The sequence below is a fragment of the Phycicoccus jejuensis genome (genome assembly GCF_000720925.1).
Classification (GTDB): Bacteria; Actinomycetota; Actinomycetes; order Actinomycetales; family Dermatophilaceae; genus Phycicoccus; species Phycicoccus jejuensis.
Genome location: NZ_JOEE01000010.1, coordinates 39628 through 54753, shown reverse-complemented (window position 1 = coordinate 54753; position 15126 = coordinate 39628). Strand labels below are relative to the sequence as shown.

Annotated in this window: 16 protein-coding genes and 1 other RNA gene; 9 read left to right on the top strand and 8 right to left on the bottom strand. The window is 73.4% G+C overall.

What is annotated here, in order from left to right; genetic code table 11:
* Window positions 1-181: 181 nt before the first annotated feature.
* The 3 genes from IG69_RS0117235 to IG69_RS0117225 are packed head-to-tail and all read left to right on the top strand — an operon-like array spanning window position 182 to window position 2329.
* Window positions 182-595 (top strand): rhodanese-like domain-containing protein, encoded by a 414-nt coding sequence (locus IG69_RS0117235; RefSeq protein WP_030529413.1) that lies wholly within the window; start codon window positions 182-184, stop codon window positions 593-595.
* Window positions 592-1836, top strand: coding sequence for an O-succinylhomoserine sulfhydrylase (locus tag IG69_RS0117230; protein WP_245616187.1), 1245 nt, complete (start codon window positions 592-594; stop codon window positions 1834-1836). The genes IG69_RS0117235 and IG69_RS0117230 overlap by 4 nt, the downstream gene beginning before the upstream one ends.
* 25 nt (window positions 1837-1861) lie before the next feature.
* On the top strand, window positions 1862-2329 hold the full coding sequence (locus tag IG69_RS0117225; RefSeq protein WP_030529411.1) for an SRPBCC family protein: 468 nt from the start codon (window positions 1862-1864) through the stop codon (window positions 2327-2329).
* On the opposite strand, the gene IG69_RS0117220 is transcribed toward IG69_RS0117225, so the two are convergent.
* From IG69_RS0117220 to IG69_RS0117210, 3 genes are all read right to left on the bottom strand, one after another.
* Entirely contained in the window at window positions 2313-3209 is an 897-nt protein-coding gene (locus IG69_RS0117220) for an oxygenase MpaB family protein (protein WP_030529410.1), read from the bottom strand. The genes IG69_RS0117225 and IG69_RS0117220 overlap by 17 nt on opposite strands.
* Before the next feature lie 115 nt (window positions 3210-3324).
* Window positions 3325-4419, bottom strand: a complete 1095-nt coding sequence (locus IG69_RS0117215) for an ArsB/NhaD family transporter (protein WP_030529409.1) — start codon at window positions 4417-4419, stop codon at window positions 3325-3327.
* Entirely contained in the window at window positions 4416-5162 is a 747-nt protein-coding gene (locus IG69_RS0117210) for a YaaA family protein (RefSeq protein ID WP_030529408.1), read from the bottom strand. Before IG69_RS0117210 ends, IG69_RS0117215 begins: the two co-directional genes overlap by 4 nt.
* A 32-nt stretch (window positions 5163-5194) precedes the next feature.
* Between IG69_RS0117210 and IG69_RS0117205 the strand changes: the two genes are divergently transcribed.
* The 4 genes from IG69_RS0117205 (at window position 5195) to IG69_RS0117195 (ending at window position 8535) form a co-directional block, all read left to right on the top strand.
* A complete protein-coding gene (locus IG69_RS0117205) occupies window positions 5195-6646 on the top strand; it encodes an RNB domain-containing ribonuclease (RefSeq protein WP_030529407.1) in 1452 nt (483 codons plus the stop codon).
* A 13-nt stretch (window positions 6647-6659) separates the two neighbouring features.
* Window positions 6660-7041: RNase P RNA component class A (gene rnpB / locus IG69_RS21305), an RNA gene on the top strand.
* Between the two features lie 103 nt (window positions 7042-7144).
* Window positions 7145-7858, top strand: a complete 714-nt coding sequence (locus IG69_RS21285) for a cobalamin B12-binding domain-containing protein (protein WP_030529406.1) — start codon at window positions 7145-7147, stop codon at window positions 7856-7858.
* Window positions 7859-7878: 20 nt separating this feature from the next.
* Entirely contained in the window at window positions 7879-8535 is a 657-nt protein-coding gene (locus tag IG69_RS0117195) for an MBL fold metallo-hydrolase (RefSeq protein WP_030529405.1), read from the top strand.
* Between the two features lie 7 nt (window positions 8536-8542).
* On the opposite strand, the gene IG69_RS0117190 is transcribed toward IG69_RS0117195, so the two are convergent.
* Genes IG69_RS0117190 through map form a run of 3 tightly spaced genes read right to left on the bottom strand, consistent with a single transcriptional unit; the run spans window position 8543 to window position 10660 of the window.
* Window positions 8543-9007 (bottom strand): anthrone oxygenase family protein, encoded by a 465-nt coding sequence (locus IG69_RS0117190; RefSeq protein WP_030529404.1) that lies wholly within the window; start codon window positions 9005-9007, stop codon window positions 8543-8545.
* 4 nt (window positions 9008-9011) lie between these two features.
* Complete coding sequence (gene ppgK / locus IG69_RS0117185; protein WP_030529403.1) at window positions 9012-9791, bottom strand: polyphosphate--glucose phosphotransferase; 780 nt, start codon at window positions 9789-9791, stop codon at window positions 9012-9014.
* Window positions 9788-10660, bottom strand: a complete 873-nt coding sequence (gene map / locus IG69_RS0117180) for a type I methionyl aminopeptidase (protein ID WP_030529402.1) — start codon at window positions 10658-10660, stop codon at window positions 9788-9790. Before map ends, ppgK begins: the two co-directional genes overlap by 4 nt.
* A 44-nt stretch (window positions 10661-10704) precedes the next feature.
* Here map and IG69_RS0117175 point away from each other — a divergent pair, with 44 nt between their 5' ends.
* On the top strand, window positions 10705-10896 hold the full coding sequence (locus tag IG69_RS0117175; protein WP_030529401.1) for a hypothetical protein: 192 nt from the start codon (window positions 10705-10707) through the stop codon (window positions 10894-10896).
* A gap of 9 nt (window positions 10897-10905) precedes the next feature.
* Here the strand turns inward: IG69_RS0117175 and IG69_RS0117170 are convergent, their stop codons facing one another.
* Both IG69_RS0117170 and panB read right to left on the bottom strand, forming a co-directional pair.
* Complete coding sequence (locus tag IG69_RS0117170) at window positions 10906-11595, bottom strand: class I SAM-dependent methyltransferase (RefSeq protein WP_245616186.1); 690 nt, start codon at window positions 11593-11595, stop codon at window positions 10906-10908.
* Window positions 11592-12467 (bottom strand): 3-methyl-2-oxobutanoate hydroxymethyltransferase, encoded by an 876-nt coding sequence (gene panB / locus IG69_RS0117165; RefSeq protein ID WP_030529399.1) that lies wholly within the window; start codon window positions 12465-12467, stop codon window positions 11592-11594. Before panB ends, IG69_RS0117170 begins: the two co-directional genes overlap by 4 nt.
* Before the next feature lie 308 nt (window positions 12468-12775).
* Between panB and IG69_RS0117160 the strand changes: the two genes are divergently transcribed.
* Window positions 12776-15049, top strand: a complete 2274-nt coding sequence (locus tag IG69_RS0117160; protein WP_084696904.1) for an immune inhibitor A domain-containing protein — start codon at window positions 12776-12778, stop codon at window positions 15047-15049.
* Window positions 15050-15126 lie beyond the last annotated feature (77 nt).

Genomic DNA, 15126 nt, shown 5'->3' with positions numbered 1-15126 from the left:
CGCTCGTCCCGGTTGCTTCGAGGGGTGGAGCAACCGGCAGCGGCCGCAGGACCCCCGTGCTGCCGGGGGAGTCGGCGGGTCGAGGTGATGTTCGACCCCCTGGGGTGGTCGGGTTTCACCTCGACCCGGCGGGGCTGAGACGTCGTGCGGGCCCGGCAGCGACCGTCCTACCCTCGTGGGCATGACGTACGCAGGAGACGTGACCCCGCCCGAGGCCTACGCCGCCGTGACGGGCCCCGACGACGCCGTGCTCGTCGACGTCCGCACGAGCGCCGAGTGGTCCTTCGTCGGTGTCCCGGATCTCGCCGGCGCCGGCAAGGACGTCGTCTTCGTCGAGTGGAGCCGCTTCCCCGGCGGCGCCGTCAACGACTCCTTCGTGGACGACCTGCGCGCCGCCGGCGTCACGCCCGGTCGCCCCGTCTACTTCCTCTGCCGCTCGGGCGTCCGCTCGGTCGCCGCGGCGAACGCCGCCACCGCCGCCGGCCTCGGCCCCGCCTACAACGTCCTGGAGGGCTTCGAGGGCCCGGTCGACCACGCCGGCCACCGCCACGTCTCGGGCTGGAAGGTCGACGGACTGCCGTGGAGCCAGCAGTGACGGCTCCCGACCCGCAGACCGACCCCCACCCCGAGCCGACGCTGCGCCCGCGGACCCTGGCGGTCCGGGGCGGTCTGCAGCGCAGCGGTTTCGACGAGACCGCGGAGGCGCTGTACCTCACCTCCGGCTTCGTCTACGAGTCCGCGGCGCAGGCCGAGGCGGCCTTCAAGGACGAGGTCGAGCACTACGTCTACAGCCGGTACGGCAACCCCACCGTCTCGACCTTCGAGGAGCGGATGCGCCTCCTCGAGGGCGCCGAGGCCTGCTTCGCCACCGCCTCGGGGATGTCGGCCGTCTTCACGGCGATGGCCGCCCTCTGCGGGGCCGGTGACCGCGTCGTCGCCTCGCGCGCGCTCTTCGGGTCCTGCTTCGTCATCGTCGACGAGATCCTCCCGCGCTGGGGGGTCGAGACCGTCTTCGTCGACGGCACCGACCTCGACCAGTGGCGCGAGGCGCTCGCCGTCCCCACCACCGCCGTCTTCTTCGAGACCCCCAGCAACCCCATGCAGGAGCTCGTCGACGTCGCCGCCGTCTCCGAGCTGGCCCACGCCGCCGGGGCCACCGTCGTCGTCGACAACGTCTTCGGCACACCGGTGTTCAGCCACCCGCTGGCCCATGGCGCCGACGTCGTCGTGTACTCGGCCACCAAGCACATCGACGGCCAGGGCCGCGCGCTCGGCGGGGCGATCCTCGGGCCGAGGGAGTTCATCGAGGGCCCGGTCAAGAACCTCATGCGGCACACCGGCCCGTCGCTGTCGCCGTTCAACGCCTGGGTGATGACCAAGGGCCTCGAGACCCTCGACCTGCGGGTCCGCGCGATGGCGGCCACGGCGCTGCGCGTCGCCGAGACCCTCGAGCAGTGGCGGGAGGAGGGGCGCGGCCTCGTCCGGGTCGTCTACCCGCACCTGCCGAGCCACCCCCAGCACGAGCTCGCCCTGCGCCAGCTCGAGGGCGGCGCCGGCACCGTCGTGACCTTCGAGGTCGAGGGGGGCAAGGACGCGGCGTTCGCGCTGCTCGACGCGCTGCGGCTGGTCGACATCAGCAACAACCTCGGCGACGCCAAGTCCCTGACGACGCACCCCGCCACGACGACCCACCGCCGCCTCTCGCCCGAGGACCGTGCGGCCGTCGGGATCACCGACGGCACCGTCCGCGTCTCCCTCGGGCTGGAGGACCCGGACGACCTCGTCGAGGACCTCGACCGGGCCCTGGCCGCCGCGGAGGCGACCCACCGCCGGTGACCCACAGGCTGTTAGCGTCGCGCGCATGACCTCCCGCGACGTCGTCTCCGTGCAGCGACTCATCCCGTCCGACCCCGAGCCGATCTTCGCGCTGCTCGACGACCCGGCCGGCCACGCGCGCATCGACGGCGGCGGCTCCGTGCAGGGTGCCCGCAGCGGCGGCCGGCGGCTCGCCCTCGGCGACCGCTTCGGGATGGACATGAAGATCGGGCTCGCGTACTCGACCCTCAACACCATCATCGAGCTCGAGGAGAACCGGCGCATCGCGTGGCAGACGACCGCCTCCGGTCCCGTCGGCAAGGTCGTCGGCGGCCGCATCTGGCGCTACGACCTCGAGCCGGTCGAGGGCGGCACCCTCGTCACCGAGTCCTGGGACATCTCCGAGGAGGCGGCGGTGAGCAAGCCGTTCGTCCGCCGGATGGAGGGGATGACCCGCAAGAACATGGCGGCCACCCTCGAGCGCATCGAGGCGCTCGTCACGACGACGGGCTGAGCCCCTCCACCTGTCGCTCCTCGGCGACGCCGGCCATCGCCCACCGCACCGCCTTGGTGCCGACGAGGCCGAGCACGCCGGCGGCCCCGCGCACCGGCCCGTGCACCGGCAGCCGCAGCTCGCGCCGCGCCCAGTCCGGCAGGATGGCGACCCCGCCCGAGGCCAGCAGCCCGTAACCGGCGCGCTGCGTCCAGGGCAGCGGGGGGTCGAGGAGCAGGAACCGGGCGGCGTCGCGCGCGGCGTCCGTGGCGCGCAGGACCGGCCGGTACGCCTCGAGCGCGGCGTGCAGCGCCGCGACGTCGGTCGGCACGGCGTCGGCGCCCAGCAGGCGTGCGACGACGGCCGACTGCTCGACGTAGGCGTCGGCCTCGTCGGGGTCGAGCGGCGTCGACGCGTACCGCTGGTAGGCCGTCAGGAAGCTCCACGCCTCGGCGACGTGCACCCACGACAGCAGGTCCGGGTCGGAGGCACGGTAGGGCACGCCGTCCTCGTCCTTGCCGCGCACGCGCTCGTGGATGGACCGGACGCGGGCGATCGCCTCGTCGGCGTCCTCGACCGTCCCGAACGTCGTCGTCGCGAGGAAGTGGGAGGTGCGCTGCAGGCGCCCCCACGGGTCGCTGCGGTAGCCGCTGTGCCCCGCGACGCCGGCCATCGCCGACGGGTGCAGGGACTGCAGGAGCAGGGCCCCCACGCCGCCGGGGAACATCGCGGCGTCCGCGTGAACACGCCACACCGGGTCGTCCGGGGTGAAGCGGCGCTCTCCGACACGCCCCCAGATGACGGCCGCGCGCTCCGACGCGTCGTCACCGGCCACGCGGGCCCGCAGGGCGTTGCCGAGGCGGCGCTGCGCCTGCCTGCCGATGTCGTCGACGACGCTCATCGTCCTCCGTCCGTCAGGGGCGACACGTCGCCCGGGGCTTCCTTCCTACCCACCCAACGGGCGACGGCACCCTCCGGCTTCCGGCTGTCGAAGGTCGGACCGGTGGGCGGTCGGCTCAGACGAGGGTGAGCGACAGGGTCGCGCTGACGACGACGAGCAGCGCGCAGGCCAGCCCGGCGGGCACGAGCCACCGCCACGGGATGACCACGTCGCGCGCCCGGCAGCGCTGGATCCACAGCAGGGTGGCGAGCGAGGCCCACGGCGTGACGAGCGGGCCGGCGTTCGTCCCGACGAGCAGGGCGACGAGCCGCTCGACCGACCCGGCCGCGGCCGGCTCCAGCGCGAGGTAGGCCGGCAGGTTGTTGACGACGTTCGACAGCCCGGCCCCGGCGCCGGCGAGGGCGAGCAGCGCCCCGGCCCCGGTCCCCGCCGGGAGCGCCCCCGTCACGAGGTCGGAGAGGCCCCGCTGCTGGAGGATCTCGACGACGACCGAGATGGCGACGAAGCCGGCGGCCATCAGCCACGGCACCGGCAGGCCCCGCAGGAGGGACCGTCCGCGCCACCAGGTCGTGGCGAGCAGCACCGCGGCGGCGACGAGCGACACGAGCCACGGCGGGGCCCCGAGGGCGAACAGCGGCCCGAGGACGACGCAGACGACCGCGGCGACGCGCAGGAGCACGACGTCGTGCGGCTCCGCCGGGGGAGCGACGTCGTAGGAGCCGCGCAGGCTGCGCCGGTGCAGCAGCGCGATGAGGAGGAGCGTCACGACCACGGCGACGATCGCCGGTGCCCACGACGCCTTGACGAAGTCGGTGTGCCCCAGCCCGGCCCGGCCGAGGGTGTGCAGCGCCAGAAGGTTGGTGAGGTTCGAGACGGGCAGGAGGAGCGACCCGGTGTTGGCGATCCAGAGGGTCGTCACGGCGAGCAGCCGCGGGTCGAGGCCGACCTGTGCGGCGATGGCGAGCCCGACCGGGGTCAGCAGGACGGCCGTCGTGTCGAGCGAGAGGACGATCGTCGCGCCGACGGCGAAGACCGAGAAGAGGACCCAGAGCACCCAGCGTCGGCCCCCGCCCATCCGCGCCACGGCGTGGCCGGCGACGTCGAAGACGCCGGCCCGCTCGGCGAGCTCGGCGGTGACGGTGATCGCGAGGAGGAAGACGACGACCGGGCCGAGGCGGCCGGCGAGGTCGAGCGCCTCTGCGCCGGTCACGGGGCGACGACGTCGAGCACCCAGGGCGCACCGCGCCGGGCCGGCTCGTGCAGCTGGGTGTCGAAGGCCCGCGCCACGACCTCGGCGACCGCCGGCACGGAGCGGGCCGCGACGCCCTCGACGCACAGGTGGCGTGCGACGAGCCCTCGGGTGTGCTTGGCCATGTGGCTGGCCCCCGGGACGCGCACCTGCACCCAGCGCTCGGCGACCCCGGGGCCGGGACGCCACGCGGCGGCGTACGCGGCCGAGCGGCAGTCGACGACCGCGCCGCGTCCGGCGGCCTCGGTCAGCGGCCCGTCGAGCGCCGGCCGCCAGTGCGACGCCAGCGCACCGACCTCGGGCAGCGTCACGCCCATCGAGAGGCGGTAGGCGGTGATCCGGTCGGTCGGGCGGACGGCTCCGTGCAGCGCCGAGACGACGACGAGCCAGCGGTTGGCCCGCCGGCGCGCCGCGGTGTCGAGCGAGGCGAGGTCGAGGGCGTCGTAGAGCACGCCCGTGTAGACCTGTGCGGCCGGGGTCGCGGGCAGCCGGTCGAGCGCGAGGTTGCGGGCGACCTCGTCGAGCAGGCCCTCCGAGACGCCGAGCGCCGCCGCCGCGTCGGGCGAGGCGCTCACCGCGGCGAGGTCGCGGGCGACGGCGGCGCGGGCCGGGGCGAGGTCGGGGAAGGACCAGGTGCCGGGGTCGGCCGGGCCACCGCGGGGACGGTTCCACTTCGACTCCGACGGCGGGAGCAGGATGAGCACCGGCACAGCCTACGGAGGTTAGGTTGGCTGCCATGCCGCATCCCAGGGTCGCGCTGCGGCCGACCGACGCCGACACCCCGCGCACCGTCGAGCAGGCCCTCCGGGACCGGTTCGCCGCCGTCCGCGCCGAGCTCGGCCTCGACGCGCCCTACCCCCCCGACGCCCTCGCGGAGGCCGAGCGCGTGGCCGCCGAGCAGCCCCGCGACGGGCACCCCGACGAGACCGACGTGCCCTACGTGACGCTCGACCCGCCCGGGTCGATGGACCTCGACCAGGCGCTGCACATCGAGCGCGACGGCGCGGGGCACCGGGTGCGCTACGCCATCGCCGACGTCCCGCTCTTCGTCCGCCCGGGCGGCGCCCTGGACCGGGTGACGCGCGAGCGGGGCCAGACCGTCTACTGCCCCGACGAGCGCGTGCCACTGCACCCGCCGGTGCTGTCCGAGGCGGCCGCCAGCCTGCTGCCCGGCGAGACCCGCCCGGCCTTCGTCTGGGACCTGCGCCTCGACGGCGAGGGCGTGCTGACGGACGCCGAGGTGCACCGGGCGACGGTCCGCAGCCGCGCCCGCCTCGACTACGCCGGCGTGCAGGCCGACGTCGACGCCGGCACCGCCGACGAGGTGCTCGTCCTCCTGCGGGAGGTGGGGGAGCGGCGCATCGCCCAGGAGCAGGCGCGCGGGGGCGCCAGCCTCCCGATGCCCGAGCAGCAGGTGAGCGAGCGACCCGACGGCGGCTTCACGCTCGAGTTCCGGCCGCCGGTCGCCTCCGAGGAGTGGAACGCCCAGCTGAGCCTCCTGACCGGCATGGCCGCCGCCTCGATGATGCTCGAGGGTGGCGTGGGCGTCCTGCGGACCATGCCGGCGCCGACCGAGGACGCGGTGGCCCGCTTCCGCCGCGCCGCCCGCGCGCTGCGGGTCGAGTGGCCGGAGGGGATGCCCTACGGCGACCTCGTGCGCGGTCTGGACCGCACCGACCCGCACCACCTCGCGCTCATCCACGAGGCGACCTCGCTCTTCCGCGGGGCGTCGTACACCGCCTTCGACGGCGAGCCCCCGGCCGAGCGCGAGCACGCCGCCGTCGCCGCGCCGTACGCGCACGTCACGGCGCCGCTGCGCCGGCTCGTCGACCGCTTCGGGCTCGTCGTGTGCGAGGCCCTCTGCCGCGGCGCCGAGGTGCCGGCGGAGATCCGGGCGGCCCTGCCGGAGGTCCCGGGCCTGATGACCGCCTCCGACCGCACCGCGCGGGCGGCCGAGCGCGCCTGCGCCGACGCCACCGAGGCCGCCGTGCTCGCCGGCCGGGTCGGCGAGCGGTTCGACGCCGTCGTCGTCGACCACCTCGAGAAGGGGATGGAGGTGCAGCTCGTCGACCTTCCCGTCCTCGCGAAGGTCACCGGTGACCGCGCCGCCCTCGGGTCGACCGTGCCGGTGCGGCTCGAGGCGGCCGACGTCGCGGCGGGGCGCGTCACCTTCGTCCACGACCGCTAGACTCCACCGCGGACGAGCCGGGCGGACGGTCGCGTCGGTGGGGAGACCCACCGCCGAGGAAGGTCCGGGCTCCGAAGGGCAGGATGGTGGCCAACAGCCACCCGGGGTGACCCGCGGGACAGTGCCACAGAGAACAGACCGCCCCGGTCGCGCGAGCGAGCGGGGCAAGGGTGAAACGGTGGTGTAAGAGACCACCAGCGGCCTGGGTGACCAGGTCGGCTCGGTAAACCCCATCCGGAGCAAGCCCAGACAGGATGCGTTCGAGGGCGGCCCGCCCGAGCATCCGGGTAGGGCGCTGGAGGTGGTCGGCAACGGCCACCCGAGATGGATGACCGTCACCGTGCGGCCGGCGACGGCGCACGGCACAGAACCCGGCCTACAGCCCGGCTCGTCCCCCGGCGCACCCGTGACCAGCGCGTTTTCCCCGACCCGCGATGCAAGATCGGCGCTTGTCTAAGGTTAGGCTCTTCGGGTTCCCGACAGAAAGCAGGCGTTCCGGTGCCCGGTGACCCGGCGATCGACCTCGGTCTCGCGCGTGAGCGCGTCATGGCCGCCACCCGCGAGCTCGACGGCGGGGCGGTCCGCGACGTGCTCCTCGACGCGCTGCTCGTCTCGGGGGTCGACGACACGGTGACCGGCGTCATCATGCCGGTGCTCAAGGAGGTCGGCGACGACTGGGAGGCCGGACGCCTCGGGGTCGTCCACGAGCACTTCGTCTCCAGCGCGTTCCGCGGCGTCCTCGGCGAGCTGCGGCTGCCGGTCTCGGGCCCGCAGGCGCGCACCGTCGTCCTGGCCTGCCCCCCGCGCGAGCTGCACGACCTGCCGCTCGAGCTGTTCGGCGCGATGCTGCACGCCCGCTGGTGGCGCGTCGTGAGCCTCGGTGCCAACTCCCCGATGACCGCGATCGGCGAGGCCGCGCGCTTCCTGCGCGCCGACGCCGTCGTCCTCGCCGGGGTGCGGCGCACCGCCTTCGACGCCCGGATGCCCTCGCTCGTGCGCCTCGGGCGCTCGCTGCCGCTCTTCGTCGCCGGCGAGGGCGCCAAGGCGCTCACCAGCTGCCCGCCCGAGCTCACCGTGCTGCCCGACGACCTCGTCGCGGCGGCCGACGTCGTCGACGCCCGCGTCCCGCGCCACGACGCCGCGGAGGTCGCCGACCCCGCCGTGGCGAACGGCTCCCGACGCGACGACGACGCGGAGCCCGCGCTGGGCTGAGGCGGCCTAGCGTGGGGTCCATGCGGATCACCCACCTCGGTCACGCCTGCCTCCTCGTCGAGTGCGCGGGCACCCGTCTGCTCATCGACCCCGGGACCTTCGCCGACGACCTCACCGGCGTCCGCGACCTCGACGCGGTGCTCGTCACCCACCAGCACCCGGACCACCTCGACCTCGACCGCGTCCCCGCCCTCCTCGCGGCCAGCCCCGGCGCGCTCGTCGTCGCCGACCCCGGCAGCCTCGAGGTCCTCGTGCAGGCCGGCATCGAGGCACGGGGGCACGACGGCCCGACGCGGGTCGGCGAGGTGACCGTCACGCCCGTCGGCGAGGTGCACGCCCTCATCCACGACGAGATCCCGCGCATCCCCAACGTCGGCGTGCGCCTCGACGCGGACGGCGAGCCCTCGTTCTTCCACCCCGGCGACGCGCTCGACGCCGACCCCGGCCCGGTCGACGTCCTCGCCTTCCCGCTCCAGGCGCCGTGGGCGCGCAGCCGTGAGATGACCGCGTTCCTGCGCCGGCACGCGGCTGCCCACGCGGTGCCCGTCCACGACGGGCTGCTCCGGGCCCGCGGCCGCGCCCTCTACCTCGGGCAGGCCGAGCAGCTCGGCAGCCCCGACACCCGCATCCACGACCTCGCCGGCGCCGGCCCGACCGAGTTCCGCGAGGGCGAGTAGCCCCGCCTCAGGCCGGGACGGCGGCCATGGCGAGCAGCAGCGCCGACAGCAGCCCGAGCCCGGCCCGCGCGTGGTTGGCGCGGGTCCACGGGCCGGCGTAGGCGGGCCACGCCCGGGCCCCGTCCGACGGGTCCGTCGCGGCCAGCCGGTCGTTGAGCGGCACGTTGACGACACCGGTCACGGCGAACGCCACCACGGCCAGGAACGCACCGGCGACGGCCGGGACGACGCGGCCTCCCGTGACCACCGCCCCGACCGCCCCCGCGACCGCGAGCAGCGTCGAGCCGACGAGCAGCGCCATGAACGCCGGCGACGGGGCGCGCCGGTTGACCGCCTGCATCGCCCGGACGGCGTCCGCCGGCGGCAGGTCGCCGAGGGCGCGCATGACGAACGTCGAGAAGGCGACGAACACCCCGGCGGTCGCCGCGACCGCGACCGACGCGACGACGAGGAGCCAGGTCGCGCCGCCCACGGTGTCAGCCGGTGTGGCGGCCGTGCCGCTGCTGGCTCGCGGTGGCGAGCACGGCGGCGCCGATGATGCCGGCCTTGTTGCGCAGCACCGCCGGGACGATCGGGGTGCGGATGTCGAGGAGCGGCAGGAACTCGTCGGAGTCCTTGGAGACGCCGCCACCGACGACGATGAGGTCGGGCCAGATGAGGTCCTCGAGGACGCGGTAGTAGCGCTGGAGACGTTCGGCCCACTCGGGGTAGCTGAGGTCCTCGCGCGTCTTGGCCGAGCTGGCCGCCCGCGTCTCGGCGTCGTGCCCGTCGATCTCGAGGTGCCCGAGCTCCGAGTTCGGCACCAGCACCCCTTCGTTGAAGATCGCCGTGCCGATGCCGGTGCCGAGGGTCGTGAGGACGACGAGGCCGTCGTGCCCCTTGGCCGCGCCGTAGTTGAGCTCGCCCACGCCCGCGGCGTCCGCGTCGTTGACGACGACGACGTCGTGCTGGAGGCGGTCCTCGAGCAGCTTCTCGATCTCGCAGCCGATCCACGACTTGTCGATGTTCGCCGCGGTCTTGACGACGCCGTGCTGGACGACGCCGGGGATCGTCACGCCGATGGGGGAGTCGCTGCGCACCTCGTCGAAGTGGTCGACGACCTGGGCGATGACGTCACAGACGGCCTCGGGGGTCGAGACCGCCGGGGTGTCGATCCGCAGCCGCTTCTGGGCGAAGGTGCCCTCCGCGAGGTCGACGGGCGCCCCCTTGATGCCGCTGCCGCCGACGTCGATGCCGAGGGGGTGTCCGGTGCTCATGCTGCGTCTCCCAGGGTGAGGATCTCGGGACCGTCCTCGGTGACCAGGACGGTGTGCTCGAACTGTGCCGAACGTCGGCGGTCCTTCGTGACGACCGTCCACCCGTCGTCCCACATCTCCCACTCGTGGGTGCCGAGGTTGAGCATCGGCTCGACCGTGAAGGTCATGCCGGGCTCGATGACGGTGTCGTAGGAGGGCGCGGCGTCGTAGTGGGGGACGATGAGCCCGCTGTGGAACGCGGTGCCGATGCCGTGCCCGGTGAAGTCGCGGACCACGCCGTAGCCGAAGCGCTTCGCGTAGGACTCGATGACCCGGCCGATGACGTTGATCTCGCGCCCCGGGCGGGCGGCGCGGATGCCCCGCATCATCGCCTCGTGGGTGCGCTCGACGAGCAGGCGTGACTCCTCGTCGACCTCCCCGACGAGGTAGGTGGCGTCGGTGTCGCCGTGGACGCCGCCGACGAACGCGGTGATGTCGATGTTGACGATGTCGCCGTCCTCGAGCCGGCGGTCGTCCGGGATGCCGTGGCAGACGACCTCGTTGACCGAGGTGCACAGCGACTTGGGGAAGCCGCGGTAGCCCAGGGTCGATGGGTAGGCGCCGTGGTCGAGGAGGTACTCGTGCCCGACCCGGTCGATCTCGTCGGTCGTCACGCCGGGGGCGATGACGGCGGCGGCCGCGGCCATGGCGTCGGCGGCGATGCGGCCCGCGACGCGCATCCGCTCGATCGTCTCGGCGTCCTTGACCTCCGGCCCGGTGTACGGCTGGGGGGCAGGGCGGTCGACGTACTCGGGCCGGGGGATGCCGGCCGGCACGTCGCGACGCGGGGACACCGCACCGGGCGCCACGCTGGCGTGGGTCAGGGGCATAGGTTGGAGTCTAGGCAGAGCGCCCCGGCGAAGGAGAACCCGAGATGTCCTACTGGTACAACGTCGACACCGGCCAGGTCGAGACCGACGCGGACCGCAGCCAGGACGCGAACGTCCTCGGCCCGTACGACTCGCGGGAGGCGGCCGAGGGGGCCCTGCAGAAGGCGCGCGAGAACTCCGAGCGCTGGGACGCCGAGGACAAGGAGTGGGACGAGCGCGGGAGCACCTCGTCCTGAGCGGAGGGCTCAGCCGCCGAGGCGGCGGTGCACCGACAGCGAGTAGTCGCTGTCGGGGGTGAACCGGGTGCGGTCCCACCCGGCGAAGCGTCCGATGAACGAGAGCCCGGCCGCGCGGGCCCACCGGTCGTAGTCGGCGGGCGCGACCGCCGCGGCGCCGTCGGGCAGCGACCCCGCGAGCGAGAAGCCCGCGACGAGGTGCCCGCCGGGCGCCAGGTGCGCGGTCAGCCGCTCGAGCACCGCCGGAAGCGTGCCGTCCGCGAGGAAGGGCACGACGTTGCCCGCCATGACGACGACGTGGAACTCCTGCTCCGTGCGCAGGTCGAGCGTCGCGAGGTCGGCGACGACGAACCGGGTCCGGTGGTCCTCTTCGGCGAGGGCCACGAGGTCGGGGTCGGCGTCGACCCCGACGGTGTAGTGGCCGAGCCGGGTCAGCTCGCTCGCGACCCGTCCGTAGCCGCACCCGGCGTCGAGGACCCGGGAGGGGGGCGGCGCGAGCTCGGTGACGAACCGGGCCTCGCCGTGCAGGTCGCGGCCGGACGCCGCGAGGTCGAGGAAGCGCTGGCGGTAGGCGCGGGCGGCCTCCGGGCCGTGCTGGTGGGCCGACCAGCGGGTCGGCGGCCCCGGGCGGGGCGGGGGCGGGGTCGGGCTCCACATGGCGCTGGGACGCTCGCTGCCGGTGGCCGGGTTCCCGGTCACGACTCGAAGGAGTGCTCGGCGGCGGGGAAGGTGCCGCCGGCGACGTCGTCGGCGTAGGCACGCGCGGCGCCGAGCAGCTCGCCGCGCAGGTCGGCGTACTTCTTGACGAAGCGGGGCGCCCGCCCGCCGCGCAGCCCGGCCATGTCCTGCCAGACGAGGACCTGCGCGTCGCACTCCGGCCCGGCGCCGATGCCGATCGTCGGGATGTGCAGGGCCTTCGTGACCTCGGCCGCGGCCGGCGCCGGGACCATCTCCATGACGACGGCGAAGCAGCCGGCCGCCTCGAGGGCGAGGGCGTCGGCGAGGAGCTTCTCGGCCCCCGCCCCGCGCCCCTGCACCTTGTAGCCGCCGAGCACGTGCTCGCTCTGCGGGGTGAAGCCGATGTGCCCCATGACCGGGATCCCGGCGCGGACGAGCAGCTCGACCTCGGGCACCATCGCGGCGCCGCCCTCGAGCTTGACGGCGTGCGCCATCCCCTCCTTCATGAAGCGGGTCGCCGTCGCCAGGGCCTGCTGCGGGCTCGCCTGGTAGCTGCCGAAGGGCAGGTCGGCGACGACCATCGCGCGGCGGGCGGCGCTCGTGACGGCGCGCACGAGCGGGACGAGGTGGTCGACGGTGACCGGCACGGTCGTCTCGAAGCCGTAGACGTTGTTGCCGGCCGAGTCGCCGACGAGCAGGACGGGGATGCCGGCCTCGTCGAAGATCTCGGCGGTGTACATGTCGTAGGCGGTGAGCATCGCCCAGCGCTCGCCGCGCTCCTTCATCGCGAGCAGGTGCGGGACCCGGACGCGACGCTGCGGCGCGGCCTGGGCCCCGGTGCCGTAGGGGGCGGTGGACTCGGGTGCGGGGGAGCCCGCGGCCTGCTCGCTCATGGGCCCGATCGTAGGCCGACACGCGTCGAGCGCCTTGGTAAAGAATTTACCTTTGCGGGGTGAAGTGCAGACTTTTTGCGCAATTCCGGTGCGGGCGAACGAATTCGACCATCTCGACGATACCCCCGCCGGTGACTTTCGGTCCCGTCCGGACGACCGTTCGCCGAAAAACCCACCGGTCAACCCTCGATCTGCCGCCGATCCTGTGGTTACGTCCACGGTGCCTTGCGCTGACAGGACGCGGGGCATCCACCCATGGAGGAGATCTCGTGAAGAGACGACACGTGAACGTGGTGTCGGGTGTGGCGGTGGCAGCCCTCGCGCTGACGCTGGCCCCGACCACGGCACAGGCGGTCCCCGCCGGTCCGGACACCCCGGAGAAGGGCACTGCGAAGAAGCTCGACAACCTGCCCAACCCCCTCGCCGAGGCGCAGGCCGAGCTGCGCGAGGACGCCGTCAAGCAGCTCGTCAACGGCACGGCGAAGACGACCACGATCAACGGCAACCGCGTGATCGAGGTCAAGAGCAAGAAGGGCGACGCCAACCGCAAGGGCAGGACGGCGGGCAAGACCAAGTACGTCAACTACCCGGTCGACCGCGAGGAGGACATCTTCACCGTCCTCGTCGACTTCGGTGACAAGGTCAACGCGGCGACCGGCGGCACCGCCGGCCCCGTGCACAACCAGATCCCGAAGCCGGACCGCAAGAACGACAACTCGACGTACTGGCTCGCGGACTTCAACCGGCAGCACTACCTCGACATGATGTTCGGCAACGGCGAGTCCTTCAAGGACTTCTACCTCAAGCAGTCCAACGGCCGCTTCCTCGCCAAGGGCGACGTCTCCGACTGGGTCAAGGTGCCCTACAACGAGGCGCGCTACGGCTCGAACAAGTACTCGGACGCGACCACCTACTGGCCGTTCGTCAAGGACACCGCCCAGGCCTGGTACGACGACCAGAAGGCCCAGGGCAAGACCGACAAGCAGATCAAGAAGTACCTCGCCCAGTTCGACAAGGTCGACCGCTACGACTACGACGGCGACGGCAACTTCAACGAGCCCGACGGCTACATCGACCACTTCCAGGCCATCCACGCCGGTGAGGGCGAGGAGGCCGGTGGCGGCGCGCAGGGCGAGGACGCCATCTGGTCCCACCGCTGGTACGCCTACTCCACCGACCAGGGCAAGACCGGCCCCGCGGGCAACAAGCTCGGCGGTGTGCCGCTGGGTGACTCCGGCATGTGGATCGGTGACTACACGACCGAGCCCGAGAACGGCGGCCTCGGCGTCTTCACCCACGAGTTCGGCCACGACCTCGGTCTGCCGGACCTCTACGACACCGCGGGTGGCGACAACGGCACCGGCTTCTGGACCCTCATGTCCGGCGGCTCGTGGCTGAACCACGGCAAGGACTCCATCGGCACCACGCCCGGCTACATGGGCCCGTGGGAGAAGCTCCAGCTCGGCTGGCTCGACCCGGTGGTCGTGCCCTACGGCCAGGACACCACGGTCAAGCTCGGCTCCGCCGACAAGGTGACCAACAGCGAGGCGCAGGCGATCATCGTGCCGCTGCCCAAGCGCACGGTCGTCACCGAGAAGAACACGCCGCACTCCGGCAAGGGCGAGTGGTGGAGCGGGCTCGGCAACGACCTGTCCTCCACGCTGACCAAGGACGTCGACCTCACGGGGGCGACCTCCGGCTCGGTCGAGGCGTTCGTCTCGGGCAACATCGAGGTCGACTACGACTACCTCTACGGTGAGGTCTCCGCCGACGGCGGCGCCACCTGGACCCCGGTCGGCGACGGCATCGACGGCTCGCTCGACGGTGACACCGACAGCGCCCTCGCCTGGACCAAGGCCAGCTGGGACCTCTCCGACTGGGCCGGCAAGAAGGTCCAGTTCCGCTTCCGGATGTCCACCGACGGCGGTGTCGCCTCCGAGGCCTTCGTCGACGACATCACCACCAAGGTCGGCACGATGACGACCACCGACGACGTCGAGTCCGGCGCCGGCGCGTGGACCGCCAAGGGCGGCTTCGAGATCATCAACGGCACGACCGAGCGCCAGGTGCAGGACACCTACTTCGCCGAGAACCGCACCTACAGCGGGTACGACAAGACCCTCAAGACGGGTCCGTACAACTTCGGCTGGAGCAACACGCGTCCCGACTGGGTCGAGCGCTTCCCGTACCAGAACGGCATGCTCGTCTGGTTCGCCAACGGTGAGTACGGCGACAACAACACCAGCGCCCACCCGGGCGGTGGCCAGGTCCTCCCGGTCGACGCGCGTCCGAACCCGGTGGCCTTCGCCGACGGCTCGCTCCTCGGCAACCGTCGCCAGCCGTTCGACGCCACCTTCGGCCTCGAGCGCACCGACCGCGTGACGTTCCACAAGAACGGGTCCGCCTCGACGGTGCCGTCCTCGAAGGGCATCGCGACCTTCGACGACAGCAACCCGACGAAGTACTGGTCCTCGATCAACCCCTGGAACTCGACCAAGGTCGCGGGCTCGGGCACGACGATGACCGTCAAGAAGTCGAAGAACGGTGGTCGGACGCTCATGGTCAAGGTCGCCTTCAAGTGACCTGACGAGCACCCCGCTCACACACGGAGGGGGCCCGGGCGAGACGCCCGGGCCCCCTTCGGCGTCCCGTCGCCCCC